Origin of the sequence: Ideonella sp. WA131b, from assembly GCA_023657425.1 — a bacterium.
Classification (GTDB): Bacteria; Pseudomonadota; Gammaproteobacteria; order Burkholderiales; family Burkholderiaceae_C; genus Rubrivivax.
This window is the reverse complement of sequence record JAGTJW010000001.1, coordinates 654024-678522: the sequence shown is the minus strand read 5'-3', so window position 1 is coordinate 678522 and position 24499 is coordinate 654024. Positions and strand designations below refer to the sequence as shown.

Here is a 24499-nt window from a genome sequence, read left to right as displayed (position 1 = left end):
GTGCGGCTATGCTGCCGCCATGGACTCCTACCACGGCACCACCATCCTCAGCGTGCGCCGCGGCCCGCTCGTCGCCCTGGGCGGTGACGGCCAGGTCACCCTCGGCACCATCGTCATCAAGGCCAGCGCCCGCAAGGTGCGCAAGCTCTACAAGGACCAGGTTCTCGCCGGCTTTGCGGGCGCCACGGCCGACGCCTTCACCTTGTTCGAGCGCTTCGAGGCCAAGCTCGAGAAGCACCAGGGCCAGCTGCAGCGCGCCGCCATCGAACTGACCAAGGACTGGCGCACCGACCGCGTGCTGCGCCGGCTCGAGGCCATGCTCGCGGTGGCCGACCGCACGGGCAGCTTCATCATCACCGGCAACGGCGACGTGCTCGAGCCCGAGTTCGGCATCGTGGCCATCGGCTCCGGCGGCGCCTACGCGCAGGCCGCCGCGCGTGCGCTGCTGGAGCACACCGAGCTGCCGCCCTCGGCCATCGTGAAGAAGGCGCTCACGATCGCGGGCGACCTGTGCATCTACACCAACCAGAATCACACCATCGAGACGCTGGGAGACGGCGCATGAGTGCCGAGAACGAGCGCGCGCCGCTGGGCATGACGCCGCAGGAGATCGTCTCCGAGCTCGACCGCCACATCGTGGGCCAGCCCGCGGCCAAGCGCGCGGTGGCGATTGCGTTGCGCAACCGCTGGCGGCGCCAGCAGGTGCCGGGCGCGATGCGCGGCGAGATCACGCCGAAGAACATCCTGATGATCGGCCCCACGGGCGTGGGCAAGACCGAGATCGCGCGCCGCCTGGCGCGGCTGGCCGACGCACCCTTCATCAAGGTGGAGGCGACCAAGTTCACCGAGGTGGGCTATGTGGGCAAGGACGTGGACACCATCGTGCGCGACCTGGTGGACGTGGCCGTCAAGCAGGAGCGCGAGCGGCAGGTGCGGATGCACCGCACGCGCGCCGAGGATGCCGCCGAGGAGCGCATCCTCGACGCGCTGGTGCCGTCGCCACGCGGCGCGGGCGCCATCGGCTTCGACACCGCACCGCCGCCGGCCGACAACACGGCACGGCAGGTGCTGAGGAAGCGCCTGCGCGAGGGCCTGCTCGCCGACAAGGAGATCGAGATCGACGTCGCCGATGCGCGGCCCACGCTCGAGGTGCTGGGGCCCGCTGCGGGACATGGCCTGCCCGGCATGGACGAGATGGCCGAGCAGCTCAAGGGCCTGTTCTCGCAGATGGGCGCGGGCAAGCGCAGCAAGCGCAAGATGAAGATCGGCGAGGCCTGGCCCAGGCTCGTGGACGAGGAGGCCGCCAAGCTGGTGAACGAAGAAGAGATCCGTGCCGCCGCGCTGCTGAACGCCGAAGGCAATGGCATCGTCTTCATCGACGAGATCGACAAGGTCGCCACGCGCAGCGAACACGGCGGCGCGGATGTCTCACGCCAGGGCGTGCAGCGCGACCTGCTGCCCCTGGTGGAGGGCACCACCGTCAGCACGAAGTACGGGCCGGTGAAGACCGACCACATGCTCTTCATCGCCAGCGGTGCCTTCCACCTGGCGCGGCCCTCGGACCTGATCCCCGAGCTGCAGGGCCGGCTGCCCATCCGCGTGGAGTTGCAGTCGCTGAGCGTCGATGACTTTGAGGCCATCCTCACCAGCACGCAGGCGAGTCTCGTCAAGCAGTACGCCGCGCTGCTGGCCACCGAGGGCGTGACACTGGCCCTGACGCCGACAGCCATCCGGCGCGTCGCGCAGATTGCGTTCGAGGTCAACGAACGCACCGAGAACATCGGTGCGCGGCGCCTGGCCACGGTGATGGAGCGGCTGCTCGACGAGCTGAGCTTCGACGCGCCGCGCCTGTCGGGCCAGACGGTGACGCTGGATGCCGACGACGTGAACCGGCGCCTGGGCGAACTGGCCGACAACGTGGATCTGTCGCGCTACATCCTGTGACCGACGCGCGCACGCCGGCCCGGCGCCACGGCGGCGTCATCGCAAAGCGCGGATAATCCGCGACCGGCGCTGTGACGCAGCGTCCACCACGCACCGCCGCGGCGCCGGGGATCCCACAACAACAGAACAGGACCCCGCATGCCTTCGCTGCCCCTCTTCATCGCCCCCACGCGCCACACCGACGCCGACTCGGCGCTGGCCCAGGTGCAACTCGTCTACCGCGACAGCGTCGAGCACCTGCGCACGGCCCTGCAGCGCTTCGTCTCGGGCACCGACGATGGCCAGGCCGTGCGCGCCTTCTACCCCTTCGTGCGCGTGCGCACCGACACCGTGGCGCGTGCCGACTCGCGCCTGTCCTACGGTTTCGTGGCCGGCCCCGGCACCTTCGAGACCACGATCACGCGGCCCGATCTGTTTGCCGGCTACCTGCACGAACAGTTCCGGCTGCTGCTCAGGAACCACGGCGTCGCGCTCGAGGTGGGCACCAGCAACCAGCCGATCCCGGTGCACTTCTCGCTGGCCGATGGTGATCACCTCGAAGGCAGCCTGAGCGCCGAGCGCCGGCTGCTCATGCGCGACCGCTTCGACCTGCCCGACCTGGCCGCCATGGACGACAGCATCGCCAATGGCACCTGGCCCCGCCGCTCGGGCGAGCCCGAGCCGCTCTCCCTGTTCACCGCGCCGCGCACCGACTACTCGCTGCACCGCCTGCGCCACTACACCGGCACGGTGCCCGACCACTTCCAGAACTTCGTGCTGTTCACGAATTACCAGTTCTACATCGACGAGTTCATCAAGCTCGGCCACGCGTTGATGGCCGACCCGGCCGGCGATTACGAGGCGTTTGTGGAGCCCGGCAACGTGCTCACGCGGCGCGCGGGTCTGACGGCCGAAGTGGGCGACGCCAACGGCACCCCGCCGCCGCGCCTGCCGCAGATGCCGGCCTACCACCTCAAGCGCGCCGGGCACTCGGGCATCACCATGGTGAACATCGGCGTCGGCCCGGCCAACGCCAAGACCATCACCGACCACGTGGCCGTGCTGCGCCCGCACGTCTGGCTGATGCTGGGCCATTGCGCAGGGCTGCGCAACAGCCAGCAGCTCGGCGACTACGTGCTGGCCCACGCCTACATGCGCGAGGACCACGTGCTCGACGAAGACCTGCCACTGTGGGTGCCCGTGCCCGCGCTGGCCGAGGTTCAGCTCGCGCTCGAGCAGGCGGTGGCCGAGGTCACCCAGCTCAGCGGTTACGAACTCAAGCGCGTGCTGCGCACGGGCACGGTGGTCTCCACCGACAACCGCAACTGGGAGCTGCTCCCGGCCAGCGGCCCGGAGCGCCGCTTCAGCCAGAGCCGCGCCGTGGCACTGGACATGGAAAGCGCCACCATCGCGGCCAACGGCTTCCGCTTCCGCGTGCCCTACGGCACCTTGCTGTGCGTCAGCGACAAGCCGCTGCACGGCGAGATCAAGCTGCCGGGCATGGCCAACCACTTCTACCGCGAGCGTGTGGACCAGCACCTGCGCATCGGCATGCGCGCCGTGGAGCTGCTGCGCCAGGAGCGGCCCGGCAGCCTGCACAGCCGCAAGCTGCGCAGCTTTGCCGAGGTGGCGTTCCAGTAGCAGACAGGGCGCCCAAGGGGTAGCGCCCAAGGGGTGAACAGGGCGCCCAAGGGGCGGAGCGCGGTCTGCCCGCGGCCCCCTGCGCGATCGCGCAGCGGCTGATCAGTAGCTCAGGTTGAGCTGCAGCACCGAGGTGGTGCCGCTCACCTCATGGCCGATGATCAGGAGCGGCTTGCCGTTCGGTGACTTGGCCGCAGGCACAAACACCACGCCCTCAGGGCCGCGGTCGCCGTTGACGCCGTCGCGGGTGTTCAGGTAGGTCATGAACACGGGCTGCGCGGGCGTGCTGATGTCGTACACCATCACGCCACCGACACGCTCGAGCACGATGAAGGCGAAGGTCTTCTTGCCGATGGTTCCTACCGCAACGCCCTCAGGCTCGGGCCCCTTGGAGGCGCTGCGGCCGTCCAGGGTGGCGTTGTCGTGGCTGCTGTTGAACGGCACGTTGCTCAGCGCCTTGGTGCGCTGTTCGAACTCGTCGCCGGAGTCATGGATGCGCACGAACTCGGTGTCCCAGATCGTGAACGAGCGGGCCCCGAAGCTGTAAAGCTCGGTGCACTGACCGGCCGCGTTCTTGCCGGTGCTGCTGCCATTGGGGTTGGCGGTGATGCGCAGCCGGCCGAGGTTGGAGTCCAGGATCAGGTTCGCGGCATCCGGGAACACCGTCGGGTCGAGGCCGGCGCTGCAGTGGCTGCGAACACGGGTCTCGTCGCTGTAGCCCGGCCAGTCGGCGCGCGCCTCGCCTTCGTTGGCGGTGATCAGGTAGCGTTTGCCGTTGGCCGAGAAGTGCGCAATCGCATCCGGCTGGTACAGGCCCTTGACCGGGTAGTTGGCGATCTTGATGGCCGCCGTGCCGCTGTTGGTGTTGGTGCCGCCGTCTTCGTCGCTGGCGTCCAGGCCCATGCCAGGCAGGCTGTGGTCCTTGAAACCCAGCGGCTTGATGGCCGTCACCTTGGCCGTGGCAATGTCCACCACGGCCACGGCGTTGTTCTCCTGCAGCGTGGCATACGCCGTCTTCCCGTCGTCGCTGATGGCGATGTACTCCGGCTCCAGGTCTTGCGCGGCGTTGGCGCCGGGGCCGAAGATGCGGATGCCCTGCGCCCGCAGCGCGGCCTCCTGGCCGATGAAGGCCTTGAAGTCGGCCGTCGCCACGCTGGGGTTGGTTCCGCCGTTGACGGTGACGACGCTGATGGAGCCTTCCGGGTCGATCGAACCCGCCTGGCCGTAGCTGTTCGGTTCGCCCTCGTTGGCGACCAGCAAGGTCTTGCCGTCCGGCGTGAACACGAGCATGTCCGGCTGAGCGCCGACCGCGACCGTGCCCAGCAGGACCAAGCTCGATGCGTTGTAGAACGCGACCGTCCCGGGGCTGGTCTTGGGTTGCGCCTCGATGGCCACGGCCACCAGACCGCCATCGGCCGCCACGCTGTTGACCGAGCCGCCCAGTGCGGTCACGCCGATCGTGCTGATGAGCTTGGGCTGCGTCGGGTCGGCCAGGTCCAGCACGTCGAGCGTGCCGTTGGCCCCGTTGACGACGAACAGGCGTTTGCTGGCCGCCTCGTAGGCCGTGATCTCGGCAGCCCCTGCCGCGCCACCGTTGAACCCGCCGATCTTGGCAAGGCTGATGGCCACGGGCGTGGCCTCGGTGGAGGTCTCTTCCACGTCGTCATCACCGCCGCAGGCGCTCAGCAGGGCGACGCCAAGGGCAAAGGCGCCCAGCAAGCGCAGTGGGTGCCGGCGGCGGGGGGCAGGATGGCTGGAGATTTGAGGCATGGCGGTGTCGTGTGGGCGCCGAAGCGCGAAAAACGCCCGATGTTCGGCGCCGTTCGTGAAGGTGCTGTGACGGCCGCTGCTCGGCTGGCGGCAGCGGCAGCCGGCCGCGCTCTGGCTGCACCCAGGCCCCGCTCAGGCCCCGGTCAGGCCCCGCTCAGGCCGCGCGCAGCAGCGGCCGCAGCGCCAGCAGCCCGAGCGCCGGCCCCAGCGCCAGCCAGGGCAGCAGCTGCGCCAGCGGCACCGTCTGCGCCAGCCGCACGAACAGCTCGATGCTGACGGCGCTGATCGCGAAGCCGATGCTGTTGGTGAGCGTGAGCACGCTGCCCACGGCCTCGCGCGGGGCGTTGGTGGCGGTGAGCGCGCTGAACTGCGGCGAGTCGCCGGCCACGGTCACGCCCCACAGCACCAGCCAGGCGCCGAACAGCCCGCCCGGCGCGCCCAGCGCCCAGGGCGCGAGCAGGCAGCACAGGCCGCTGCCGGCCAGCATGGTGGCGGCCACACGCGCGCTGCCCACCCGCGCCGCCCACTGGCCGCCGAGCACGCAGCCCAGGGCGCCCGCGCCGAGCACCGCGAAGGCCGCCCACGACACGGCCGCGCCCTGCAGCCGCGTGAGCAGGATGGTGGGCACCAGCACCCACACGGTGTAGAGCTCGACCATGTGGCCGAAGTAGCCGAAGACCGAGGCGCGCACGCGGCGGTCGGTCACCAGCGTGGCCAGCGCGCGCAGCCGCAGGCCCGGGCCGCGCCCGGCCGCCACCGGCGTGGCCGGCACGCGCGCCCACAGCAGCCACCCGGCCAGCGCCGTGACGGCCGCCACGGCCACAAACACCGCCTGCCAGGGCAGCCCCGCGCCTTGCGCGGCCAGCGCGCGCAGCGCGTGCGGGCTGGCGCTGCCCAGCACCAGCGCGCCGAGCAGCCAGCCCAGCGCCGGGCCCAGGCCCTGCGGGTGCCACTGTGCGGCGATCTTCATGCCCACGGGATAGATGCCGGCCAGGAAGAAGCCCGTGGCCACGCGGCAGGCCAGCAGCGCCGGCACCGAGTGCGCCACCACGGCCGCCAGCAGCGTCGTGGCCGAGGCCAGCAGCGCGCACAGCAGGAACACGGCGCGCGCCGGGAAGCGGTCGGCCACGGCCAGCAGCGCGAACACCAGCGTGCCGGCGATGAAGCCACCCTGCAGCGCGGCGGTCAGCGTGCCCACGGCCGCGGCATCCCAGCCGAAGGCGGCCTGCAGGTCGGGCATCACGGCGTTGACGGCGAACCAGCTCGAGGTGCCGCCCAGTTGGGCCAGCACGATGGCGGGCAGAACGGGGGGCTGAGGGTGCGCCTTCAAGGATGAGCGACCCGGGTCGGTTGCGGCTGCGGCAGCCTCGAAAGGCGTTCGAGCACCGTCGGGTGCGAGGCATAGAAGCGCCAGTACACGGGATCGGGCGTCAACGTGCCGAGGTTCTCGCGGTACAGCTTGACGAGCGCCATGGCGAGATTGCCGCCGTCGGCGTGCGTGGCGGCGTAGGCATGGGCTTCGAACTCGAGGCCCTGCGAGAACAGCGCGCCGGGCGGCGAGAACAACACGCCGACGAATCCTGCGGCGGCGATGAACAGCACCAGCGCCAGTGCTTCGGTCGGCAGCCCGGCCACGGGCGGGGTGCCGAGGCCGACGCAGAACGCGCGCTGCGCGGCGAGCCAGCCCAGGGCCGCGAAGACCGCCAGTGCCGCGAGCTGCGAGATGCCGAGCTGCTTGGGGATGTGGCGCAGTCTGAAGTGCCCCAGCTCGTGGGCCAGCACGGCCAGCAGTTCGCCCCGGGTCAGTTGGGCGATGAGCGTGTCGCAGAGCCCCACGCGCCTGGCGCGCCCGAGCCCGGTGAAGCAGGCGTTGGACTTCGCCGAGCGCCTGGATCTTTCCATGACGAGCAAGCCGCGCGAAGCGAATCCGCAGCGGTCCATGAGGCCTGGCGCGCGCTCGGCCAGCGTGGCATCGGCCAGCGGCTCGTAGCGGTTGAACAAGGGCGCGATGAGGGTGGGGAAGATGGCCACAAGCAGCAGCGTGAACGCCAGATAGGCCCCCCACGCCCAGCGCCACCCGGCCGGCCCGGCCGCACCCAGGAGCCACAGGATCAGCGCGGCCAGCGGCAGCATGAGCACGAGCGTGACGCCGAGCCTGACGAGGCCGAAGCGCACTCGCACCAAGGTGTCATCCGCAGCCTTCTGGTGCGACTCCAGCGGCACCGTCTTCTGGAGCAGCGCCGGCGCGGCAACCCGATGCCGGGCCACGTGGCGCATCTGGCGACGCGCCAACCCAGCCTGCACGGCGGTCGAGAGCAGAACCAGGGCCAGGAAGGTCTGGGTGATGGAGGGGGAGTCCATGCGAGCGGAACTCTCGTGTGGGCTGTCGCGCGGTGGGTGTCTGCGAAATTGTGCCGCGGCGCCGCACCCTCCGCTTCGACCGTGGCCGCCAGGCATTGAGCCCCGCGCAGGTGGTTCTGGCTCGCGGCCTGATGCGGCGCAACGGCTCCTTCACCGCCCTGGCCAGGCTGGATCTCCTGCGCAAGCAAGCGGCAACGCGCGCGCCAACGCTTGGCTCCAGACGCGAGCGGACGCGCAGGTTTCTCCTCGCGCGGTGCCCCGCGGCCACGCGGGGCTATTCGGGGCGGGGCGCCGGCCACCGGTTGCGCCTCGGCATACTCCCTTCGTCGAAAGGGGAGTAGCAGGCCGTGCAACGCGGCCGCGGAGCCCCGTCAATCCGGCGTGTGGTGCTGTCTGGCCCCCGCCCGGGACCGCAACTCGGCCACCCCGGCCGAATCGCAAGACCTTTCGGCGCGCTCGCGGTTCTTATTCCAACAACCTTCAACCCGAGGGAGCGTGTCCATGGACACCATTGCGCCGACCTGGCTCTGGATCTTTTTCGTGGCTGCCGTGCTGGTGGCCCTGTTCGTCGACTTCGTCGTGCTGCGCAAGCAGGGCGCGCACGCCGTCTCCGTGAAGGAGGCGCTGAACTGGTCGATCGTCTGGGTGCTGCTGAGCTTCGCCTTCAACGGCCTGTTCTGGTGGGCCGTCTACCAGGACCACGGCGTCGCCCTGGCCAACACCAAGAGCATGGAGTTCCTCACCGGCTATCTCATCGAGAAGAGCCTGGCGGTGGACAACATCTTCGTGTTCCTGATGATCTTCACGTACTTCGCGGTGCCGCCGGAGTTCCAGAAGCGCGTGCTGATGATCGGCATCATCGGCGCCATCGTGCTGCGCACGGTGATGATCCTGGTGGGCGCCTGGCTGATCCAGCAGTTCCACTGGATCCTCTACGTCTTCGGCGCCTTCCTCATCCTCACGGGCGTGAAGATGTGGTGGGCGGCGGGCCAGGAGCCCGACCTCGAGAGCAACCCGGCGCTGAAGCTGCTGCGCCGGCTCATGCCGGTGAGCAAGAACTTCGACGGGGAGAAGTTCTTCACCCTCGAGAACGGCAAGAAGATCGCCACGCCGCTGTTCCTGGTGATCATCCTGGTGGCGATCACCGACGTGATCTTCGCGGTCGACTCGATCCCGGCGATCTTCGCCATCACGATGGATCCGTTCATCGTGCTGACGAGCAACATCTTCGCGATCCTGGGCCTGCGTGCGATGTACTTCCTGCTGGCCGCCATCGCCGCCAAGTTCCACCTGCTGAGCTACGGCCTGGCGGTGATCCTGGTGTTCATCGGCACGAAGATGGTGTTGATCGACGTCTACAAGATCCCGGTGGCGTGGAGCCTGGGCGTGGTGGTCGCGATCCTGGCCATCACGATGATCTGGAGCGTGAAGACGGCGCCGAAGATCGACGACGCCGACGGCGCGTCCGACCGCGGCTGAGCGCCCTTGTCCAGGTGAACGCGGATTTATCATCCGCGCTCGATGCAGGCCAGCCCCCCCGATCTCGCCCAGGTGCGCCTGGGCAATGCGCTGGCCCTGTTCGAGGAGTTCGTGCGAGCGACGGCGCGCCACGCCGACGCCGCCACGCTGCGCGGCCTGGAGCGCCGCTTTGCCGAGCGTGTGCTGATCCAGCCCAGCTACTGGAGCCAGATCAAGGGCCGCAGCCGCCAGATCGGCGAGCGCCTGGCGCGGCAGTTCGAGCAGCAGTGCCACAAACCGCGCGGCTGGATGGACGTGCCGCACGGCCCCGGCAGCGAGGCGCTGCCCCCGCCGCTGGGCGCCACGCTGCCGGCCGACTACCGCGCGGCCGGCCCCGCGCAGCCGGCCCCGCCGCCGGCCGCGCCGCGTGAGGACAGCCTGCCGGCCGACGACGATGAGCGTTTCATCGTCGGCCTCGTGCTCACCTACTACCGCCGCCACCCTCAGCGCGCACGCACCCGGCTGCTCGACCTGCTCGGCGAGGTGCTCACGCCCCCGCCGGCCGCACCCGCCGCGTCCACGGCCGGCCCTCGCCTCGGCGGCCCGGCCTCACCCCTGCCGCGCCCGCCCGCCGACGACCCGCAGACGCTGTGGCTGCGCAGCCAGCAGGGCGTGGCCCCCCTCAAGCGCAAGCGATAGCGCAGCGTCGCCGTCGACCTTCCGGCATCGATGCCGGTCCCCGGCAGACAGGACGAGGCGCGGGTTTTCCCGGGTCTCTTTCCCCTTGCTGACTGATAACCAAGGCTTTATCATTTGATCAATCCTGTGAAAGACGACTTGCCCAGCCGCTCACCGGTCCGGCACTCGCCCGCACAGCCCATCCATCCTTCAACCGACACCATGGACCTGAACCTGTCGTTCACCCCATCCCGGGTGCCGGTGAACCGGCGAGCCAGGCGGTGGCGCATTCGGTAGCGCACCCGCACCGCACACGCCACCTCCACCACGGCCCGGGCTGCGCCAGCACCCGGGCCTTGTTGTTTTCTGCCCCCGCCCACCGACCCGCCCACCCACCCGCCCACGAAAGGAGCCTCCGATGAAGCCGATCCTCGACACCCGCAAGCCGCGCAACCCGTTCGTGGCCCTGGCCCGCTCCCGCAGCGCCGGCCGCCACGGCGGTGGCAAGCGCCGCCAGCAGATGCAGCGCGAGCTGCGCGGCGAACTCAGCCGCTTGAAGCCCAGCCCCTGAACGCCCCGCCACGCCCGCAGCGCGGGGTGAATCGGCCAGCCCGATGGAGATCGATCATGACGACGCGTGAACTGTTCTACTTCCCCGTCCCCGCCGAGGAGCGCAAGGCCCGCGGCTTCTTTGCCGCGGCGTTGCGCAGCCTGAGCCGCGTGCTCGACACGCTGGCCGAGAAGGTGGCCCTCGTCGAGGAGCCGCCCGTGACCGAGCCGGTGCTCGAGTTCCACGCCGACGCTGCTGCGCCCGAGGGCGCGCTGTACGTCAACGGCCAGCTCGTCGGCCGCGTGCTCGGCGTGACGCGGCTGTGAGGCCGTGACGCGGCCAACGGCACACCCCTCAGGGTCCGCCCTGAGGGGTTTTTCTTTGTGGGCAGAGCGGCCGAGTCGGTGCACGATCGCGGCATGGACCGCACCCCTTCGCACCGCCTGCTGATCGCCCGCGGCGACCCCCACCGCACCACCTGGGTGCCCGACCCCGACGCCACGCGGGCGCTCGAGCCCGGGCAGGCCCGCCTGGCCATCGAGCAGGTGGCGCTCACCGCCAACAACATCACCTACGCCGCCTTTGGCGAGGCCATGAAGTACTGGCAGTTCTTCCCCGCGCCCGATGCGGCGCACGGCTGCCTGCCCACCTGGGGTTTTGCCACCGTGGTGGAGTCGCAGGCCGAAGGGCTGGCCGTGGGCCGGCGCGTTTGGGGCTTCCTGCCGCTGGGCACGCACCTGGTGGTGCAGCCGGGCCGGCTGCGCGCGGGGGGCTTCATGGAGCGCTCGCCGCACCGCGCCGAGCTCGCCGCGGCCTACCAGTCCTACACCTTCTGCGACGCCGATCCGGCCTGGAGCCCCGCGCTCGAGGGCCTGCAGGCCGTGCTCAAGCCGCTGTTCATGACGGCCTTCCTGCTCGACGACTTCCTGGCCGAGGGCGGCTTTTTCGGCGCGCGGCGGCTGCTGCTGTCCAGCGCCTCGAGCAAGACGGCCTACGCCACGGCGTTCTGCCTGGCCCAGCGCCCACGCGCCGCGCGGCCCGAAATCGTGGGCCTGACCTCGGCCGCGCGCACCGGCTTCGTGCAGGGCCTGGGCTGCTACGACCGCGTGCTGGGCTACGACGCCGTCGAGACCCTGCCGGCCGATGAGACCGCGGTCTATGTCGACTTTGCGGGCGATGCCAGCCTGCGCCGCCGCGTGCACGGCCACTGGGGCGATCGGCTGGCCTACAGCAGCTCGATCGGCGGCACGCACTGGCGCGCGCTGGGCGCTGGCGGCGGCCTGCCCGGGCCGCGACCCACCCTGTTCTTTGCGCCGGCCCAGGCCGGCAAGCGCAGCGCACCCCCGCCCGAAGGCTGGGGCGCCGAGGCCTTCGGCCAGCGCCTGGGGCAGGCCTGGGGGGCTTTCCTGGCGACCGTGCAGCAGGGCTCGCAGCCCTGGGTGCGCATCGTCACCCGCCCGGGTACCGAGGCCGCCGAGGCGGCCTATCGTGCGCTGCTCGACGGCACGGCCGACGCCCGCGAGGGTGTGATGCTGTCGCTGCGCTGAGCACGGCGGGCGCCGGCTCAAGCCCGCGCCGCGCGCGGCCGAAAACCCCGGTAGAGCCGGAGTCCTTCGCCACCATGCCCAGCCTCGCCCGCATCGAGCAGCCGCCGCGCGACCTGCGCGGCTGGACGGCGCTGTTCCGGCCGCAGGCCCTGCCCGTGCTGGCCGACACGGCCTCGCGGCTGGAGGAGCTGCGCGGGCACGAAGACGCCGTCGACGCCCACCTGCTGAGCGAGACCGTCTCCGCCGACCCGCTGCTGACGCTGCGGCTGCTGGCCCACGTGGGCCACCTCTTGCGGGGCCGCGAGGCCACCGAGGTGGAGACGGTGACCGCTGCGCTGGTGATGATCGGCATCCCGCCTTTTTTCCTGCACTTTGCCGACCTGGCCGTGGCCGAGGAAGAGCTGGCCGACCTGCCCGAGGCGCTGGAGGGCTTGCGCGGCGTCCTGCGCCGCTCGCACCGCGCGGCACGTTTTGCCATCGGCTTTGCCGTGCACCGCATGGACCACGACGCGCCGCTCATCCACGAGGCGGCGCTGCTGCACGACTTCGCCGAGCTGCTGCTGTGGCTGCACGCGCCGAGGCTGGCCTTGCGCATCGCGGCGATGCAGGCTGCCGATCCCGCGCTGCGCTCGGCCGTGGCGCAGCAGCAGGTGCTGGGCATCGAGCTGGCCGATCTGCAGCACGCGCTGATGCAGCAGTGGCGGCTGCCCGGCCTGCTGGTGCAGCTGACCGACGACCATGCCCTGCGCAGCACGCCGCAGCTGCGCAACGTGCTGCTGGCGATCCGCGTGGCGCGGCACAGCGCGGCGGGCTGGGACAACGCCGCCTTGCCCGACGACGTGCGCGACGTCGCCGAGCTGCTGCAGTTGTCGATCGACGCGACCACGCGGCTGCTGCACGAGATCGACGCCGACTGAGCCTGGCTTGCTCAGGCCAGCGACAGCACCCCCAGCAGGCCCAGCACCAAGACCAGGTAGCGGGTGGCCTTGCCGGCGGCGATCCACAGCATGCTGCGGCCCAGCGGCAGCCGCAGCCAGCCGGCGGCCACCACGAGCACATCGCCCACCAGTGGAAGGAAGCTCAGAAAGAGGGCCGGCGGCCCGAAACGCCGCAGCCGCTGCACCAGCGGATGCTCGAGGTCGACCTTCACGCGCTGAAAGCGCTGGAAGCCCTGCCGTGCGCCGTGGCCCATGCCGTAGCTGAGCAGGCAGCCGATGACGTTGCCCGCGGTGGCCACCGCAAAGGCCTGCCAGGCGATGGCGGGGAAAGCGGTCACCAGCGCCGTCATCACCACTTCGCTGCTGCCGGGCAGCAGCGTGGCCGACACGAAGGCCGAGAAAAACAGGCCCCAGAGCCCGGCCTCGGCACCCATCCAGCCTTGCAGCCACGCCTGCAGTGCGGTGATCCATTCGAACATGGGGTCCATTCTTGCAGCAGGCCGCTGTCGTGGAACTTCTTGCGCTCTTTGGTGCAAAGCCGCTCCAGGCCCCCTACAGTGGGCGTTTTCGACAGCCCGCACCGGAGACACGACGATGGACTTCAAGCCTTGGGACAACCCGATGGGCACGGCCGGATTCGAGTTCATCGAATACGCCGCGCCCGACCCCGCGGCCATGGGCGCACTGTTCGAGCGCATGGGCTTCACGGCCATCGCGCACCACCGGCGCAAGAACGTGCTGCTGTACCGCCAGGGCGGGATCAACTTCATCGTCAACGCCGAGCCCGACAGCTTTGCGCAGCGCTTTGCACGGCAGCACGGGCCGAGCATCTGCGCCATCGCCTTCCGCGTGGCCGACGCCAAGGCGGCCTACGAGCGCGCCCTGTCGCTGGGCGCCTGGGGCTTTGCCGGCACGGCCGGGCCGGGCGAGCTCAACATCCCGGCCATCAAGGGCATCGGCGACAGCCTCATCTACCTGGTGGACCGCTGGCGCGGCAAGAACGGTGCGGGTGACGGCGACATCGGCAACATCGGCTTCTACGACGTCGACTTCGAGCCGCTGCCCGGGGCCGCCCGGGCGGGGCTGAACCCGCCCGGCCACGGCCTCACCTACATCGACCACCTCACGCACAACGTGCACCGCGGCCGCATGGCCGAGTGGGCCGAGTTCTACGAGCGGTTGTTCAACTTCCGCGAGGTCCGCTACTTCGACATCGAGGGCCAGGTCACCGGCGTCAAGAGCAAGGCCATGACCAGCCCCTGCGGCCAGATCCGCATCCCCATCAACGAAGAGGGCAACGAGAAGGCCGGGCAGATCCAGGAGTACCTCGACACCTACCACGGCGAGGGCATCCAGCACATCGCGCTGGGATCGACCGATCTCTTCAAGACCGTGGATGCGCTGCGCGGCCAGGGCCTGAAGCTGCTGGACACCATCGACACCTACTACGAGCTGGTGGACCGGCGCATCCCCGGCCATGGTGAGAACGTGGCCGAGCTGAAGAGGCGCAAGATCCTGGTCGACGGCAAGGCGGGCGCGCTGCTGCTGCAGATCTTCTCGGAGAACCAGCTCGGGCCGATCTTCTTCGAGTTCATCCAGCGCAAGGGCGACCAGGGCTTCGGCGAAGGCAACTTCAAGGCGCTGTTCGAGAGCATCGAGCTCGATCAGCTCCGCCGCGGCGTCCTCGCCAAGGCCTGAACATGGACCGGCGGATCGCCAAGGGCGTGAACCAGGGGGTGGCCCCCGTCACCTACGGCTCCGGCGAGCGCCCGCCACGCGGCGACTACGCCAAGGCGCGCGCCGACTACACCTGCGAGCAGGACTGGGCGCAGTACAGCGCCGCCGACCACGACACCTACCGGCGCCTCTACACCCGGCAGCTGCAGCAGCTGCCCGGCCGCGCCTGCGACGAGTTCATCGCCGCCGTTGAGCAGCTCGGCACGCCCGAGCGCATCCCGCGCTTCGAGGCCGTGAGCGAGCGGCTGCAGCAGGCCACCGGCTGGCAGATCGTCGGCGTGCCGGGGCTCATCCCGGAAGAGGCTTTCTTCGCGCTGCTGGCGGCGCGCCGGTTCCCGGTGACGGACTGGATCCGCAGGCCCGAGGAGTTCGACTATGTCGTCGAGCCCGACGTCTTCCACGACCTCTTCGGCCACGTGCCGCTGCTGTTCGACCCCACCTTTGCCGATTACATGCAGGCTTACGGCGCGGGCGGCCTCAAGGCGAGCCGGCTCGACGCCTGTGAGCTGCTGGCGCGCCTGTACTGGTACACGGTGGAGTTCGGGCTCATCGCCACGCCGCAGGGCCTGCGCGCGTTTGGTGCCGGCATCCTCAGCTCGGCCGGTGAACTGCCCTACAGCGTGGCCAGCCCCGAGCCCCGCCGCGTCGGTTTTGGGCTGCAGCGGCTGATGCGCAGCCGCTACCGCATCGACACCTTCCAGGCCACGTACTTCGTGATCGACTCGTTCCAGCAGCTGTTCGACGCCACGGCGCCGGACTTCACGCCCATCTACGCCGAGGTGCGCGGGCGCATCGCCCGCGAGGGCGAGATCGAGGCCGGCACCGTGCTGCCGGGCGAGCGCCGCTTCAACCCTTGAGCCGGCCCTGCAGCTCCTGCCACCAGCCCTCGAAACAGGCCAGGTGCACATGGGCGTGGCCCGGGACGTGGCGGTTGTCTGCGCCGGGCAGGGTGGCGGTGGACGGCGGGAACACGATGTTGTCGCAGTGGCTGTAGAAGCAGGTGAAGCGTGCGCGGCGGGCTGCCGTCTCGCGCGGGGCCAGCGTCTGCAGCCAGCGCGAGAGCTGCTGCATCTGGCGCGCGTTGCGCGTCATCGCAAAGCGCGCCAGCCAGGTGCCGTGGTGCGGCGAACCCAGCGTGATGGCGTGGTGCAGCCGCTCGTCACGCCCGTCGGCCGCCCACCAGGCGCGCAGCGCCAGGCCGCCCATGCTGTGCGCCACGGCCACCGGCGCCCGGCCCGTGGCCGCATGCAGCCGCTCCACCGCGGCAGCGATGAGAGGCCCGTAGTCGTCGATCGAGCCGAACACCGGCTCCAGGTTCAAGGCGATGAAGGGCGTGCCCTGCGCGCGCAGCCGGCGCAGCCACGGCGTCCACAGGCCGCGGTTGCAGACGAAGCCGTGCAGCAGCAGCACGCCGCGGCGGCCGGCAGCGTCGGCCGGCAGGAAGTCGGGCTCGGCCTGGCTGCGAAACGGCTGCCGCCAGCCAAAGACCTGCGGGGCGGTGATCGCCTCGTGCCCCCAGGCGCGCAGCACCTGCGCGGCCGTGGCCTTCGGCGCCGGGTCGGCGCCGTGCGCCAGGCGCAGGCACACGAACTCCAGCGCCATCACCCAGGCGTGGAAGCCCAGCACGAACACCGCCCAGGCCAAGGCCCAACCGTGCCAGCCGTGCTGCCAGGCCCAGGCGGCGCCGCCCAGCGCCAGCAGCAGCACGAGCGCGACGACGCCCTGCAGCAGCCGCGCCAGCATCAGCCCAGCTGCACGCTGCGGCCCGAGAGCTCGCGTGCCAGCCCCGTGGCCAGCTTGGTGACGAGGCCGTAGATCGACAGCTGCGGGTTGGCGCCGATGCTCGTGGGGAAGAGGGACCCGTCGTGCACCGACAGGTTCTCCAGCTGCCAGTGCCGCCCGTCGGGCCGCACCACGCCCAGCTCGGGCTTGCCGGCGATGCCGCAGCCGCCCATGACGTGGGCGCTGAGCACACGTGTCTGGTAAGGCGCCATCGGCAGCTGCCCGATCTGCGCCCGGGCCTCGCGCCAGCTTGTCAGCCAGGTGGCCTTCTCGTGCAGCGCCATCACACGCTCGGCCCCGGCCGCGAACTGGATCTCGGCCATGCTCAGCAGCGCGCGGCGCGCGCCGTCCCAGACGAAGGGGGTGAGCGGGTAGTCGAGTGAGGGCGTGCCGTCGCCCTTGATCGTGACGCGCCCGCCCGGCGACTGCTCGTGAAAGCCGTCGCGCAGCAGCGCCAGCAGCGCCTGCGTGTGCGGGAAGCGCTTCAGAGCCTCGACCTGGTCCTGGCCGATGCCGGGCATCGCGATCGTCGAGATCAGCGGGTACAGCGGCGGCGCCTCCAGCTTGTAGCCCATGGGGCCGTCGATGGGCTGCGTGCCCAGGAAGTGGTCGGTGTAGATGGTCTGCGGCGCGCCGTTCCAGGCCTCGATGCGCTCGGCGAAGGTGGCCATGGTGGCCACCACCGGGTGCAGGAAGGTGCGCTGGCCGAGGCGGCCGTGCGGATCGGGTGCCCCCGAGCGCAGCAGCAGGGCCGGCGAGTTGATGGCCCCGCCGGCCACGACGACGTGGCGCGCCACGATGCGCGCGCCGCCGCTGCCCGGCGTGCCGTTGATCGCCACCGGCCGGCAGCGCAGCGCCTGCACACGGCCGCCCTGCAGCTCCAGCGTGTGCACCTGCGTCTGCACCAGCAGCGTGGCGCCGCGGTCGAGCGCGGTGGGGATGGTCGTCACCAGCATCGACTGCTTGGCGTTGGTGGGGCAGCCCAGGCCGCAGGAGCCCAGGTTCCAGCAGGCCTTGACGTTGCGCAGGATGGCCGCCGCCGGGATGCCCAGCCGCGCGGCGCCGACCTTGAGCTTGTCGTTGTTGGCATTGGGCGGCACCAGCCAGGCGCCGATGTGCAGCCGCTCCTCGGCCTGCCGGAACCAGGGCGACATGTCGGCCTCGTTCATCTCGGGCAGGGCGTAGTGGTCGGCCCAGTACTGCAGGGTGTCGGCCGGCGTGCGGAACGAGCTCGTCCAGTTGACGGTGGTGGAGCCGCCGACGCAGCGGCCCTGAAGGATGGCAATGGCCTTGTCGGCCGTCTTGCGGCCGTTGCTGTCCTGGTAGAGCGTGGCGTAGGCGTCGGCCTCGAGCTGGCGGAAGTCGCTGCTGGACTTGAGCGGCCCTTCTTCGACGATGACCACCCGCAGCCCGGCGGCGGTGAGCAGCTCGGCGGTGATGCCGGCGCCGGCGCCGCTGCCGACGATGGCGACATCGCAACTCAGCTCCGCCGGCGCGGCACCATGCGGGCCGCCGAGCACCTTCCAGCCACGGGCCAGGCCGGCGCGCACGGGGTCGTGGATGGGTTCGTTCATGCGTCGGGTGCCTCGCTCAGGCCGGCGGCAGGTTGGGCACCGGGCGTTGACCGGTGTAGCCCATCAAGGCCCAGGTGGCGCTGTCGGCAAAGAAGGCAGCGTTCGTGAGTTCGCGCAGCGCCTGGTAGACCTGCTGGCGCAGCGACCGGGGCGAGTGGCGCAGGCCCTGCAGCGCGGCCTCGACCTCCGCGGCCGAGGCCTGGGCCCAGGGCGTGGCCAGCCCGACGAGCAGCCGGCGGCCCGGCGCGCTGGCCAGCAGCGTGGTGAGCTGGTCGATCTCGGCCTGCACCGCGGGCGGCATGCCGGCGATGGCCTGCTCCAGGCGCACCAGGTGCGCATCGAGCAGCGTCTGTGCCGCGGCGGCGTCGGCCGGCACCAGGGTGCCGAGCACGCCGCGCGCCACCGCCGCATAGAGCGCACGCCCGGCGGTGCTCAGGCGGCCCTCGGCACGGCCGGGCTGGATCAGGGCCACGAGCCCGGCGCCGGCCCCGAGGGCGAGTCCGGCGGCCAGGCCCACGCGGAGCAGGGTACGGCGCTGCATGCGCGGAGTGTTGCATCATCGCGGGCCCGCGCTCTAGGGTGGATCAACTAAGCGACTGCGCAGGAGAAGGCCCATGTCATCGGCGGCAGATCGCATCCTGCAGGGGCTGCGCGCCGTGGCCGCGGAGCGCGCGTTGCGGGCATCCGATGCGCCGCTGGACGCGGCGGTGCGCGCGATCAAGCTTTACCAGCACGCCCGCTTCGGCATGACCTACGCCGACCTGATGGCGCAGCCACGCTACGCGCGTGCGGCCGAGTTCTTCCTCACCGATCTCTACGGCCCGGCCGACTTCGCGGATCGGGACGCGCAGTTCGCGCGGATCGTGCCGGCGCTGGTGCGCTTGTTCCCCGAGCACATCGTGCACACCGTCTCGGAGCTCGCGGAGCTGCATGCGCTGTCGGAGCGGCTCGACACCGCCATGGCCCGGGCCTGGCGCGCCCGCGCGCCCGACGCGGCGGCGCCGGGCGGCGCGGCCTACGGCCTGGCCTGGCGCGACGTGGGCGAGCCGCTGTCGCGCGAGCGACAGATCGGGCTGATGGTCTCGGTCGGGCAGGCCCTGGACCGCTACACCCGCAACGCCTGGCTGCGGCAGACGCTGCGCCTCATGCGCGGGCCGGCATCGGCGGCAGGGCTGGCGGCCCTGCAGGGGTTTCTCGAGCGCGGGTTCGACACCTTCCGCGACATGGCCGGGGCAGAGTTCTTCCTCGACACCATCGCATCGCGCGAGCGCGCGCTGGCGTTGCGGCTGTTCGGCGGTGGCGCGGCGCCCGATCTGGGGTGATCGCCCACGCTCCCAGGAGCGGGGGCGGCAGAAATCCAGCGCCCGCTCCTAGTGCAAGCCCGGGTGCGCGGGGCGGCGCGCTGCCGCCACCATGCGCAACCGTGTTCCACGCCCTGTCCTGACGTGCAAAAGCCCTGGTTGTTGCAGTACCCCGAAGGTGTCCCGGCCGAGGCCGACATCACGGCCTACCGGAACCTGGCCGATGTGCTGGAAGCGGCTTTCCGCCGCAACGCCAAGCGCAACGCGCTGTCCTGCATGGACAGCCGGCTCACCTATGGCGAGCTTGACGAACTGTCCTCGTCATTCGGTGCCTGGCTGCAGACCCTGGGGCTGGAGCCCGGGGACCGCGTTGCGCTGATGATGCCCAACGTGCCGCAGTACCTGGTGGCGATGGCCGCGGTGCTGCGCGCCGGTTACGTGGTGGTCAACGTCAACCCGCTGTACACGGCGCGGGAGCTGGAGCACCAGCTCAAGGACAGCGGCGCCAAGGCGATCGTGGTGCTGGAAAACTTCGCGTCGACCCTGAGCGAGGTGATCGAGCGCACCGAGGTGCGGCACGTGGTGCTGGCGTCGCTGGGCGAGCTGCTGGGCTTCTGGCGCGGGCGGCTGATCAACTTCGCGGTTCGCCACGTGCGGCGCATGGTGCCGGAGTTCACGCTGCCGCTGGACGGCGGGCGCACGGTCTGCCGTTTCGGCGAGGCCCTGGAGCGTGGATCGCGGATGAACCTGCGGCGCGTGGACATCTCACCCGACGACGTCGCCTTCCTCCAGTACACCGGGGGCACCACGGGGGTCTCGAAGGGCGCGACGCTGCTGCACCGCAACGTCGTCGCCAACCTGATGCAATGCGAGGCCTGGTTCAAGCCCATGCTGCAGAAGGTGGCCGACCAGCAGCTGACCATCGTCTGCGCGCTGCCGCTGTATCACATCTTTGCGCTGACGATCTGCGCGCTGATGGGGGCTCACTTCGGTGCGATGAACCTGCTGATCCCCAACCCCCGCGACCTGCCCGGCTTCATCAAGACCCTGTCGAAGCACCGCGTGAACATGTTCCCGGCCGTGAACACCCTGTTCAACGCCCTGGCCAACGACCCCGATTTCGCCCGGCTCGATTTCTCCGGGCTGGTGGTCTCCAACGGCGGGGGCATGGCGGTGCAGCAGGCGACGGCCGAGAAGTGGCTGCGCGTGACCGGTTGCCCGGTCGTCGAAGGTTATGGCCTGTCGGAGACCTCGCCGGTGGCCACCAGCAACCGGCTGGACCTGACCTCCTTCAGCGGCACCATCGGCCTGCCCGTGCCCAGCACCGAGATCGCGATCCGCGACGACGACGGCCGCGACGTGCCGCTGGGCCAGCCGGGGGAGATCTGCATCCGCGGCCCGCAGGTGATGGCGGGCTACTGGAACCGGCCCGACGAGACCGCCAAGGTCATGACGCCCGACGGCTACTTCAAGTCGGGCGACGTCGGCGTGATGGACGACAGCGGCTACGTGCGCATCGTCGACCGCAAGAAGGACATGATCCTGGTGTCGGGCTTCAACGTCTACCCGAACGAGATCGAACAGGTGGTGAACCTCCACCCGGGCGTGCTCGAGTGCGCGGCCATCGGCATCCCGGACGACAAGTCCGGCGAAGCCGTCAAGCTCTACGTCGTGCGCAGCGACGGCACCCTGTCGGAAGACGACCTCATGCGCCACTGCCGCGACAACTTCACCGCCTACAAGCGGCCGAAGTACATCGAGTTCCGCGACGAGCTGCCCAAGAGCAACGTCGGCAAGATCCTGCGCCGCGAGCTTCGGCAGTCCTGAACAGGCGCCGGGTCACGGGCCCTTCGGGCCTGTGGGCTGGAACTCCGGCAGCCCCGCCTGCCACAGCAGGAAGGCCCAACGGTCGGCGGTGCGCTGCTGCGCCTGCGCCCGGGTGGCGCCCGCGCCATGGCCGGCGTCGTTTTCCAGCCGCATCAGCACCGGGCGGCCCGGCGCCTGGGCGGCGAGGAAGCGCGTCGCGGTCTTGGTGCTCATCCACACGTCGACGCGGATGTCGTTGACGCCGTGCTCGAACAGCAGCGCCGGGTACTCGGTGCCCGGCCGGATGTGCTCGTAGGTGCTGTTGTTGCGCAGGGCGTGGAACTCGGCCTCGACCTTGACGCTGCCGTACTCGGGGATGTTGGCCACGCCGTTGGCGCGTGTCTCGCTGCGGATCTGGTCGAGGTTGCCCACGCTGATCACGGCCGCCGAGAACAGGTCGGGCCGCTCCGTCACGGCGCGGCCCACGAAGATGCCGCCCGCGCTGCCGCCGATCACCGACAGCCGCTTGCGCGAGGTGTAGCCCTGCGCGATCAGCCACTCGGCGGTGGCGATGCCGTCGCGCCAGCTGTTGAACTTGGTGGCCTTGTGGCCGGCCTTGTGCCAGGCGTCGCCGAAGATGCCGCCGCCGCGCGCGTGGCTGATGACGAACACGCCGCCTTGCTCCAGCCAGGCCAGCAGCCGCGGGTTGACCGCGGGCTCCTCGACGGTGCCGTAGGCGGCGTAGCCGTACAGCAGCGTCGGGTTGGAGCCGTCGAGCTTGAGGTCGCTGCGCGCGATGATCGACACCGGCACCTCCACGCCGTCATGGCTGCGCACCATCACTTCGCGCGCCGTCACGCCACTGAGCACGTCGAAGCGCCCCGGCGGCGCCAGCGCCAGCGGGCGTGGTGTGGTCTCGCCCGGCTCCAGCACGTAGTGCCGCAGCGCCCGCGTCCAGCCCGACAGGCCCAGCACCACGCCCGGGATGGCCGGGTCGGCGTCGGCCAGCGTCACGTTGCCCTCGAAGGGCAGCGCAATGGCTTGCAGCTGAGTGCCGGGCGGCGCACCGTGCGGCAGGCGGAACAGCTTCTTGACCGCGCCCTCGCGGCGCGTGACGTACAGCCCCTCGGGCGCCGCGGCGACGGCGGTGACGACCCCAGGCCCCGCCGGCACCAGCACCTCGGCCCGGGTCATGTCGGCCGCGGGCAGCGCCACACGCAGCACGCGGTGGCGCGGCGCGTCTTGCGCCGTGCGCAGGTACAGCCAGCCCTGGTGCACGGCCACCTCGCCCACCAGGGCCGACTGATCGAACACCTTGCGCCAGACCGGCTTGCCCGCCAGCAGCGCGGCGCGGTCGCTGAGGTACAGCGAGCGATAGCGGCTCACGCCGTGATAGACCACGGCCACGCCCAGCGGCAGGCTGTCGAGCACGAAGACCTGCGCGTTGTCCGATCGTGCGAGGCCCAGCTCGGGGTGCACGGTCGGCCCGAACACCGCCACCTCGGCCGCGGGCTCGGCCAGCCGGCGCAGGAAGACGCTGTTGTCCAGGAAGCGCTCGGCCCGCGGGCGCTGGCTCCAGTCCGGCGCCAGGCGGGTGTGGAAGAAGCCGCTGCCGTCGGGCAGCCAGCTCACGATGCCGCCGCCGCGGATGCGGTCGATCGGCGGCAGCAGCTCACGGCCGCTGTCGGTGTCGAGCACGTGCAAGCTGCCGATCTCGGCGCCGCCGGCCGAGACGGTGTAGGCCACGCGCTGGCCGTCACGGCTGGTGGCGTAGCCGCCGATGGCATGGGGTGGGCCACCGGCCTGGGACAGGCGCTCGGGGTCGACCAGCAGCGTCTCGGGGCCGTCCAGCCCGCGGCGCATGTAGAGCTTGAACTGGTTGTCGCTCGCTGTGCGCTTCTCGTAGAACAGGTTGCCGCGCGCGTCGCGCGTCACGTCGGTCACGTTGGCCGGCACCTCGGCGTCGATCTCCTGGATGCGCCGCAGCAGCCGCTCGCGCCCGGGCAGCCGCGACAGCACCTGCGCCGTCGCGTCGGCCTGCGCCTTCATGTAGGCCTGCACCGCCGGGTCGGCGGTGTTCTCCAGGCAACGGTAGGGGTCTTCGATCTTCTCGCCCCAGTGGGTGTCGACCACCGGGCAGGGCGCGAAGGGCGGCGGCATCGCGACGCCGGCCACGGTGGCCGCAAACGCGGCGGGCAGCAGCAGCGCGGCGCCGGCCGCGGCGAGAAGGCGAAGGACAGGCGGGTTCATGAGGCTCCGGCGGGCGGCGGCAGGCCGCGCACGCTGGATTCTCGGCCAGCCGCGCCGCGGCTTACTCCAGCGTCAGCTTCTGCTCGCGCACGACGCGGCGGAACACCTCGAGCTCGGCGCGGATCTGCGCCGCGAACTCGGCCGGCGTGTTGGCCAGGATCACCGAGCCGGTGTCTTCGATGCGCTTGCGCACGCCGGCATCCTGCACGACGGTGCGGGTGGCGCCGTGGATGCGGTCGACCACCTCGCGCGGCAGGCCCTTGGGGCCCACGAAGCCGTAGAACGCCATGCGGTTGACAGGATCCAGGCCCATCTCCTTGAAGGTGGGCACGTTGGGCAGCACGCTCAGCCGGTTGGGTGCAGCCACGACGATGGGCACCAGGCGCCCGTCGCGGATGAAGGGCAGCGACGAGGGCAGGTTGTCGAACAGCACCTGCACCTGGCCGGCGACGGTGTCGTTGATGGCCGGCCCCGAACCGCGGTACGGGATGTGCAGCACGAAGGTCTTGGTGAGCACCTTGAACAGCTCCATCAGCAGGTGGTTGTTGCCACCGGTGCCCGAGCTGGCATAGCTGTACTTGCCGGGGTTGCGGCGCAGCACCTCGACGAAACCCTTGTAGTCCTTGGCCGGGAACGAGGGATGCACCGCGATCACGTTCGGGGTGGCCGCGATGTTGCTGATGGGGGTGAGGTCCACCAGCGGGTCGTACTGGATGCGCGGGTTGATGGCCGGGTTGGCCGCGGTGCTGGAGACGGTGCCCATGCCCAGGATGTAGCCGTCGGGGGCGGCGCGAACCACCTCGAGCGTGCCGACGGTGCCGCCGCCACCGGCGCGGTTCTCGACCACCATGTTCTGGCCGATGGTGGCGTTCATGCGCTCCGCCACGATGCGGGCGATGATGTCGGTGGTGCCGCCTGGCGCGAAGGGCACGATCAGGCGCACCGGCTTGTTGGGATAGGCCTGCGCGCGGGCGGCCAGGGGCAGCGTGGTGCCGGCCGCAGCGGCCAGCAGCGCACCAAGGTGCTGTCGACGATCCATGGGCTTCGGTTTCTCCGGTAGTGGACGCGCGCTGCCTGACTCTTGCAGCGCCGCAACCACTGCGGAGACTAAGGGCCGTGGCCCCGGTTTGGCCAGTCGGCCGGATTGCCCCCACCCCCGGGCGGGCCCTTCCGGCCCAGGGTT

General features: G+C 70.9%; 22 protein-coding genes. 13 read left to right on the top strand and 9 right to left on the bottom strand.

Going from position 1 to position 24499, the window contains the following annotated elements:
* The first annotated feature begins 19 nt into the window (after positions 1 to 19).
* The 3 genes from hslV to KA711_03220 all read left to right on the top strand — a co-directional run bounded on the left by hslV (position 20) and on the right by KA711_03220 (position 3564).
* Complete coding sequence (gene hslV, locus KA711_03230; protein MCM0607997.1) at positions 20 to 565, top strand: ATP-dependent protease subunit HslV; 546 nt, start codon at positions 20 to 22, stop codon at positions 563 to 565.
* A gap of 29 nt (positions 566 to 594) precedes the next feature.
* Positions 595 to 1944 (top strand): ATP-dependent protease ATPase subunit HslU, encoded by a 1350-nt coding sequence (gene hslU, locus KA711_03225; protein MCM0607996.1) that lies wholly within the window; start codon positions 595 to 597, stop codon positions 1942 to 1944.
* Positions 1945 to 2082: 138 nt separating this feature from the next.
* A complete protein-coding gene (locus KA711_03220) occupies positions 2083 to 3564 on the top strand; it encodes an AMP nucleosidase (protein ID MCM0607995.1) in 1482 nt (493 codons plus the stop codon).
* A gap of 102 nt (positions 3565 to 3666) precedes the next feature.
* Here the strand turns inward: KA711_03220 and KA711_03215 are convergent, their stop codons facing one another.
* The 3 genes from KA711_03215 to KA711_03205 form a co-directional block, all read right to left on the bottom strand.
* The gene (locus KA711_03215) at positions 3667 to 5334 is read right to left on the bottom strand and encodes a YncE family protein (GenBank protein MCM0607994.1); all 1668 of its coding nucleotides are present in this window, start codon (positions 5332 to 5334) and stop codon (positions 3667 to 3669) included.
* A gap of 154 nt (positions 5335 to 5488) precedes the next feature.
* Positions 5489 to 6664 carry an MFS transporter gene (locus tag KA711_03210; GenBank protein MCM0607993.1) on the bottom strand — a complete coding sequence of 392 codons (1176 nt, stop codon included), beginning with the start codon at positions 6662 to 6664 and terminating at the stop codon, positions 5489 to 5491.
* Complete coding sequence (locus KA711_03205) at positions 6661 to 7695, bottom strand: M48 family metallopeptidase (protein ID MCM0607992.1); 1035 nt, start codon at positions 7693 to 7695, stop codon at positions 6661 to 6663. Before KA711_03205 ends, KA711_03210 begins: the two co-directional genes overlap by 4 nt.
* A 501-nt stretch (positions 7696 to 8196) precedes the next feature.
* On the opposite strand from KA711_03205, the gene KA711_03200 reads away from it, so the two are divergent.
* The 6 genes from KA711_03200 (at position 8197) to KA711_03175 (ending at position 12845) form a co-directional block, all read left to right on the top strand.
* The gene (locus KA711_03200; protein MCM0607991.1) at positions 8197 to 9174 is read left to right on the top strand and encodes a TerC family protein; all 978 of its coding nucleotides are present in this window, start codon (positions 8197 to 8199) and stop codon (positions 9172 to 9174) included.
* Positions 9175 to 9216: 42 nt separating this feature from the next.
* The gene (locus tag KA711_03195) at positions 9217 to 9852 is read left to right on the top strand and encodes a hypothetical protein (GenBank protein ID MCM0607990.1); all 636 of its coding nucleotides are present in this window, start codon (positions 9217 to 9219) and stop codon (positions 9850 to 9852) included.
* A gap of 397 nt (positions 9853 to 10249) precedes the next feature.
* Positions 10250 to 10402, top strand: a complete 153-nt coding sequence (locus tag KA711_03190; protein ID MCM0607989.1) for a hypothetical protein — start codon at positions 10250 to 10252, stop codon at positions 10400 to 10402.
* Between the two features lie 56 nt (positions 10403 to 10458).
* Positions 10459 to 10707 carry a hypothetical protein gene (locus tag KA711_03185; GenBank protein MCM0607988.1) on the top strand — a complete coding sequence of 83 codons (249 nt, stop codon included), beginning with the start codon at positions 10459 to 10461 and terminating at the stop codon, positions 10705 to 10707.
* Positions 10708 to 10800: 93 nt separating this feature from the next.
* A complete protein-coding gene (locus KA711_03180) occupies positions 10801 to 11928 on the top strand; it encodes a DUF2855 family protein (GenBank protein ID MCM0607987.1) in 1128 nt (375 codons plus the stop codon).
* 74 nt (positions 11929 to 12002) lie between these two features.
* Positions 12003 to 12845, top strand: a complete 843-nt coding sequence (locus KA711_03175; protein ID MCM0607986.1) for an HDOD domain-containing protein — start codon at positions 12003 to 12005, stop codon at positions 12843 to 12845.
* An 11-nt stretch (positions 12846 to 12856) separates the two neighbouring features.
* On the opposite strand, the gene KA711_03170 is transcribed toward KA711_03175, so the two are convergent.
* A complete protein-coding gene (locus KA711_03170) occupies positions 12857 to 13345 on the bottom strand; it encodes a DedA family protein (GenBank protein ID MCM0607985.1) in 489 nt (162 codons plus the stop codon).
* Positions 13346 to 13460: 115 nt separating this feature from the next.
* On the opposite strand from KA711_03170, the gene hppD reads away from it, so the two are divergent.
* Together hppD and KA711_03160 are read left to right on the top strand one after the other, a co-directional pair.
* Positions 13461 to 14564, top strand: coding sequence for a 4-hydroxyphenylpyruvate dioxygenase (gene hppD, locus KA711_03165; protein ID MCM0607984.1), 1104 nt, complete (start codon positions 13461 to 13463; stop codon positions 14562 to 14564).
* Between the two features lie 2 nt (positions 14565 to 14566).
* Complete coding sequence (locus tag KA711_03160; GenBank protein MCM0607983.1) at positions 14567 to 15460, top strand: phenylalanine 4-monooxygenase; 894 nt, start codon at positions 14567 to 14569, stop codon at positions 15458 to 15460.
* Here KA711_03160 and KA711_03155 read toward each other — a convergent pair.
* From KA711_03155 to KA711_03145, 3 genes are read right to left on the bottom strand one after another with little or no spacing between them, the layout of a single operon-like run.
* Entirely contained in the window at positions 15450 to 16346 is an 897-nt protein-coding gene (locus KA711_03155; GenBank protein MCM0607982.1) for an alpha/beta fold hydrolase, read from the bottom strand. The two genes, KA711_03160 and KA711_03155, sit on opposite strands and share 11 nt — an antisense overlap.
* Positions 16346 to 17959, bottom strand: a complete 1614-nt coding sequence (locus tag KA711_03150) for a GMC family oxidoreductase (protein ID MCM0607981.1) — start codon at positions 17957 to 17959, stop codon at positions 16346 to 16348. Before KA711_03150 ends, KA711_03155 begins: the two co-directional genes overlap by 1 nt.
* A gap of 16 nt (positions 17960 to 17975) precedes the next feature.
* On the bottom strand, positions 17976 to 18500 hold the full coding sequence (locus tag KA711_03145; protein MCM0607980.1) for a hypothetical protein: 525 nt from the start codon (positions 18498 to 18500) through the stop codon (positions 17976 to 17978).
* A gap of 73 nt (positions 18501 to 18573) precedes the next feature.
* Between KA711_03145 and KA711_03140 the strand changes: the two genes are divergently transcribed.
* Both KA711_03140 and KA711_03135 read left to right on the top strand, forming a co-directional pair.
* Complete coding sequence (locus KA711_03140) at positions 18574 to 19281, top strand: hypothetical protein (protein ID MCM0607979.1); 708 nt, start codon at positions 18574 to 18576, stop codon at positions 19279 to 19281.
* A gap of 123 nt (positions 19282 to 19404) precedes the next feature.
* Positions 19405 to 21087 (top strand): long-chain-fatty-acid--CoA ligase, encoded by a 1683-nt coding sequence (locus KA711_03135; GenBank protein ID MCM0607978.1) that lies wholly within the window; start codon positions 19405 to 19407, stop codon positions 21085 to 21087.
* A gap of 12 nt (positions 21088 to 21099) precedes the next feature.
* Here the strand turns inward: KA711_03135 and KA711_03130 are convergent, their stop codons facing one another.
* Together KA711_03130 and KA711_03125 are read right to left on the bottom strand one after the other, a co-directional pair.
* Entirely contained in the window at positions 21100 to 23316 is a 2217-nt protein-coding gene (locus KA711_03130) for a S9 family peptidase (GenBank protein ID MCM0607977.1), read from the bottom strand.
* Between the two features lie 61 nt (positions 23317 to 23377).
* Complete coding sequence (locus tag KA711_03125) at positions 23378 to 24355, bottom strand: tripartite tricarboxylate transporter substrate binding protein BugE (protein ID MCM0607976.1); 978 nt, start codon at positions 24353 to 24355, stop codon at positions 23378 to 23380.
* Between the last annotated feature and the right edge of the window lie 144 nt (positions 24356 to 24499).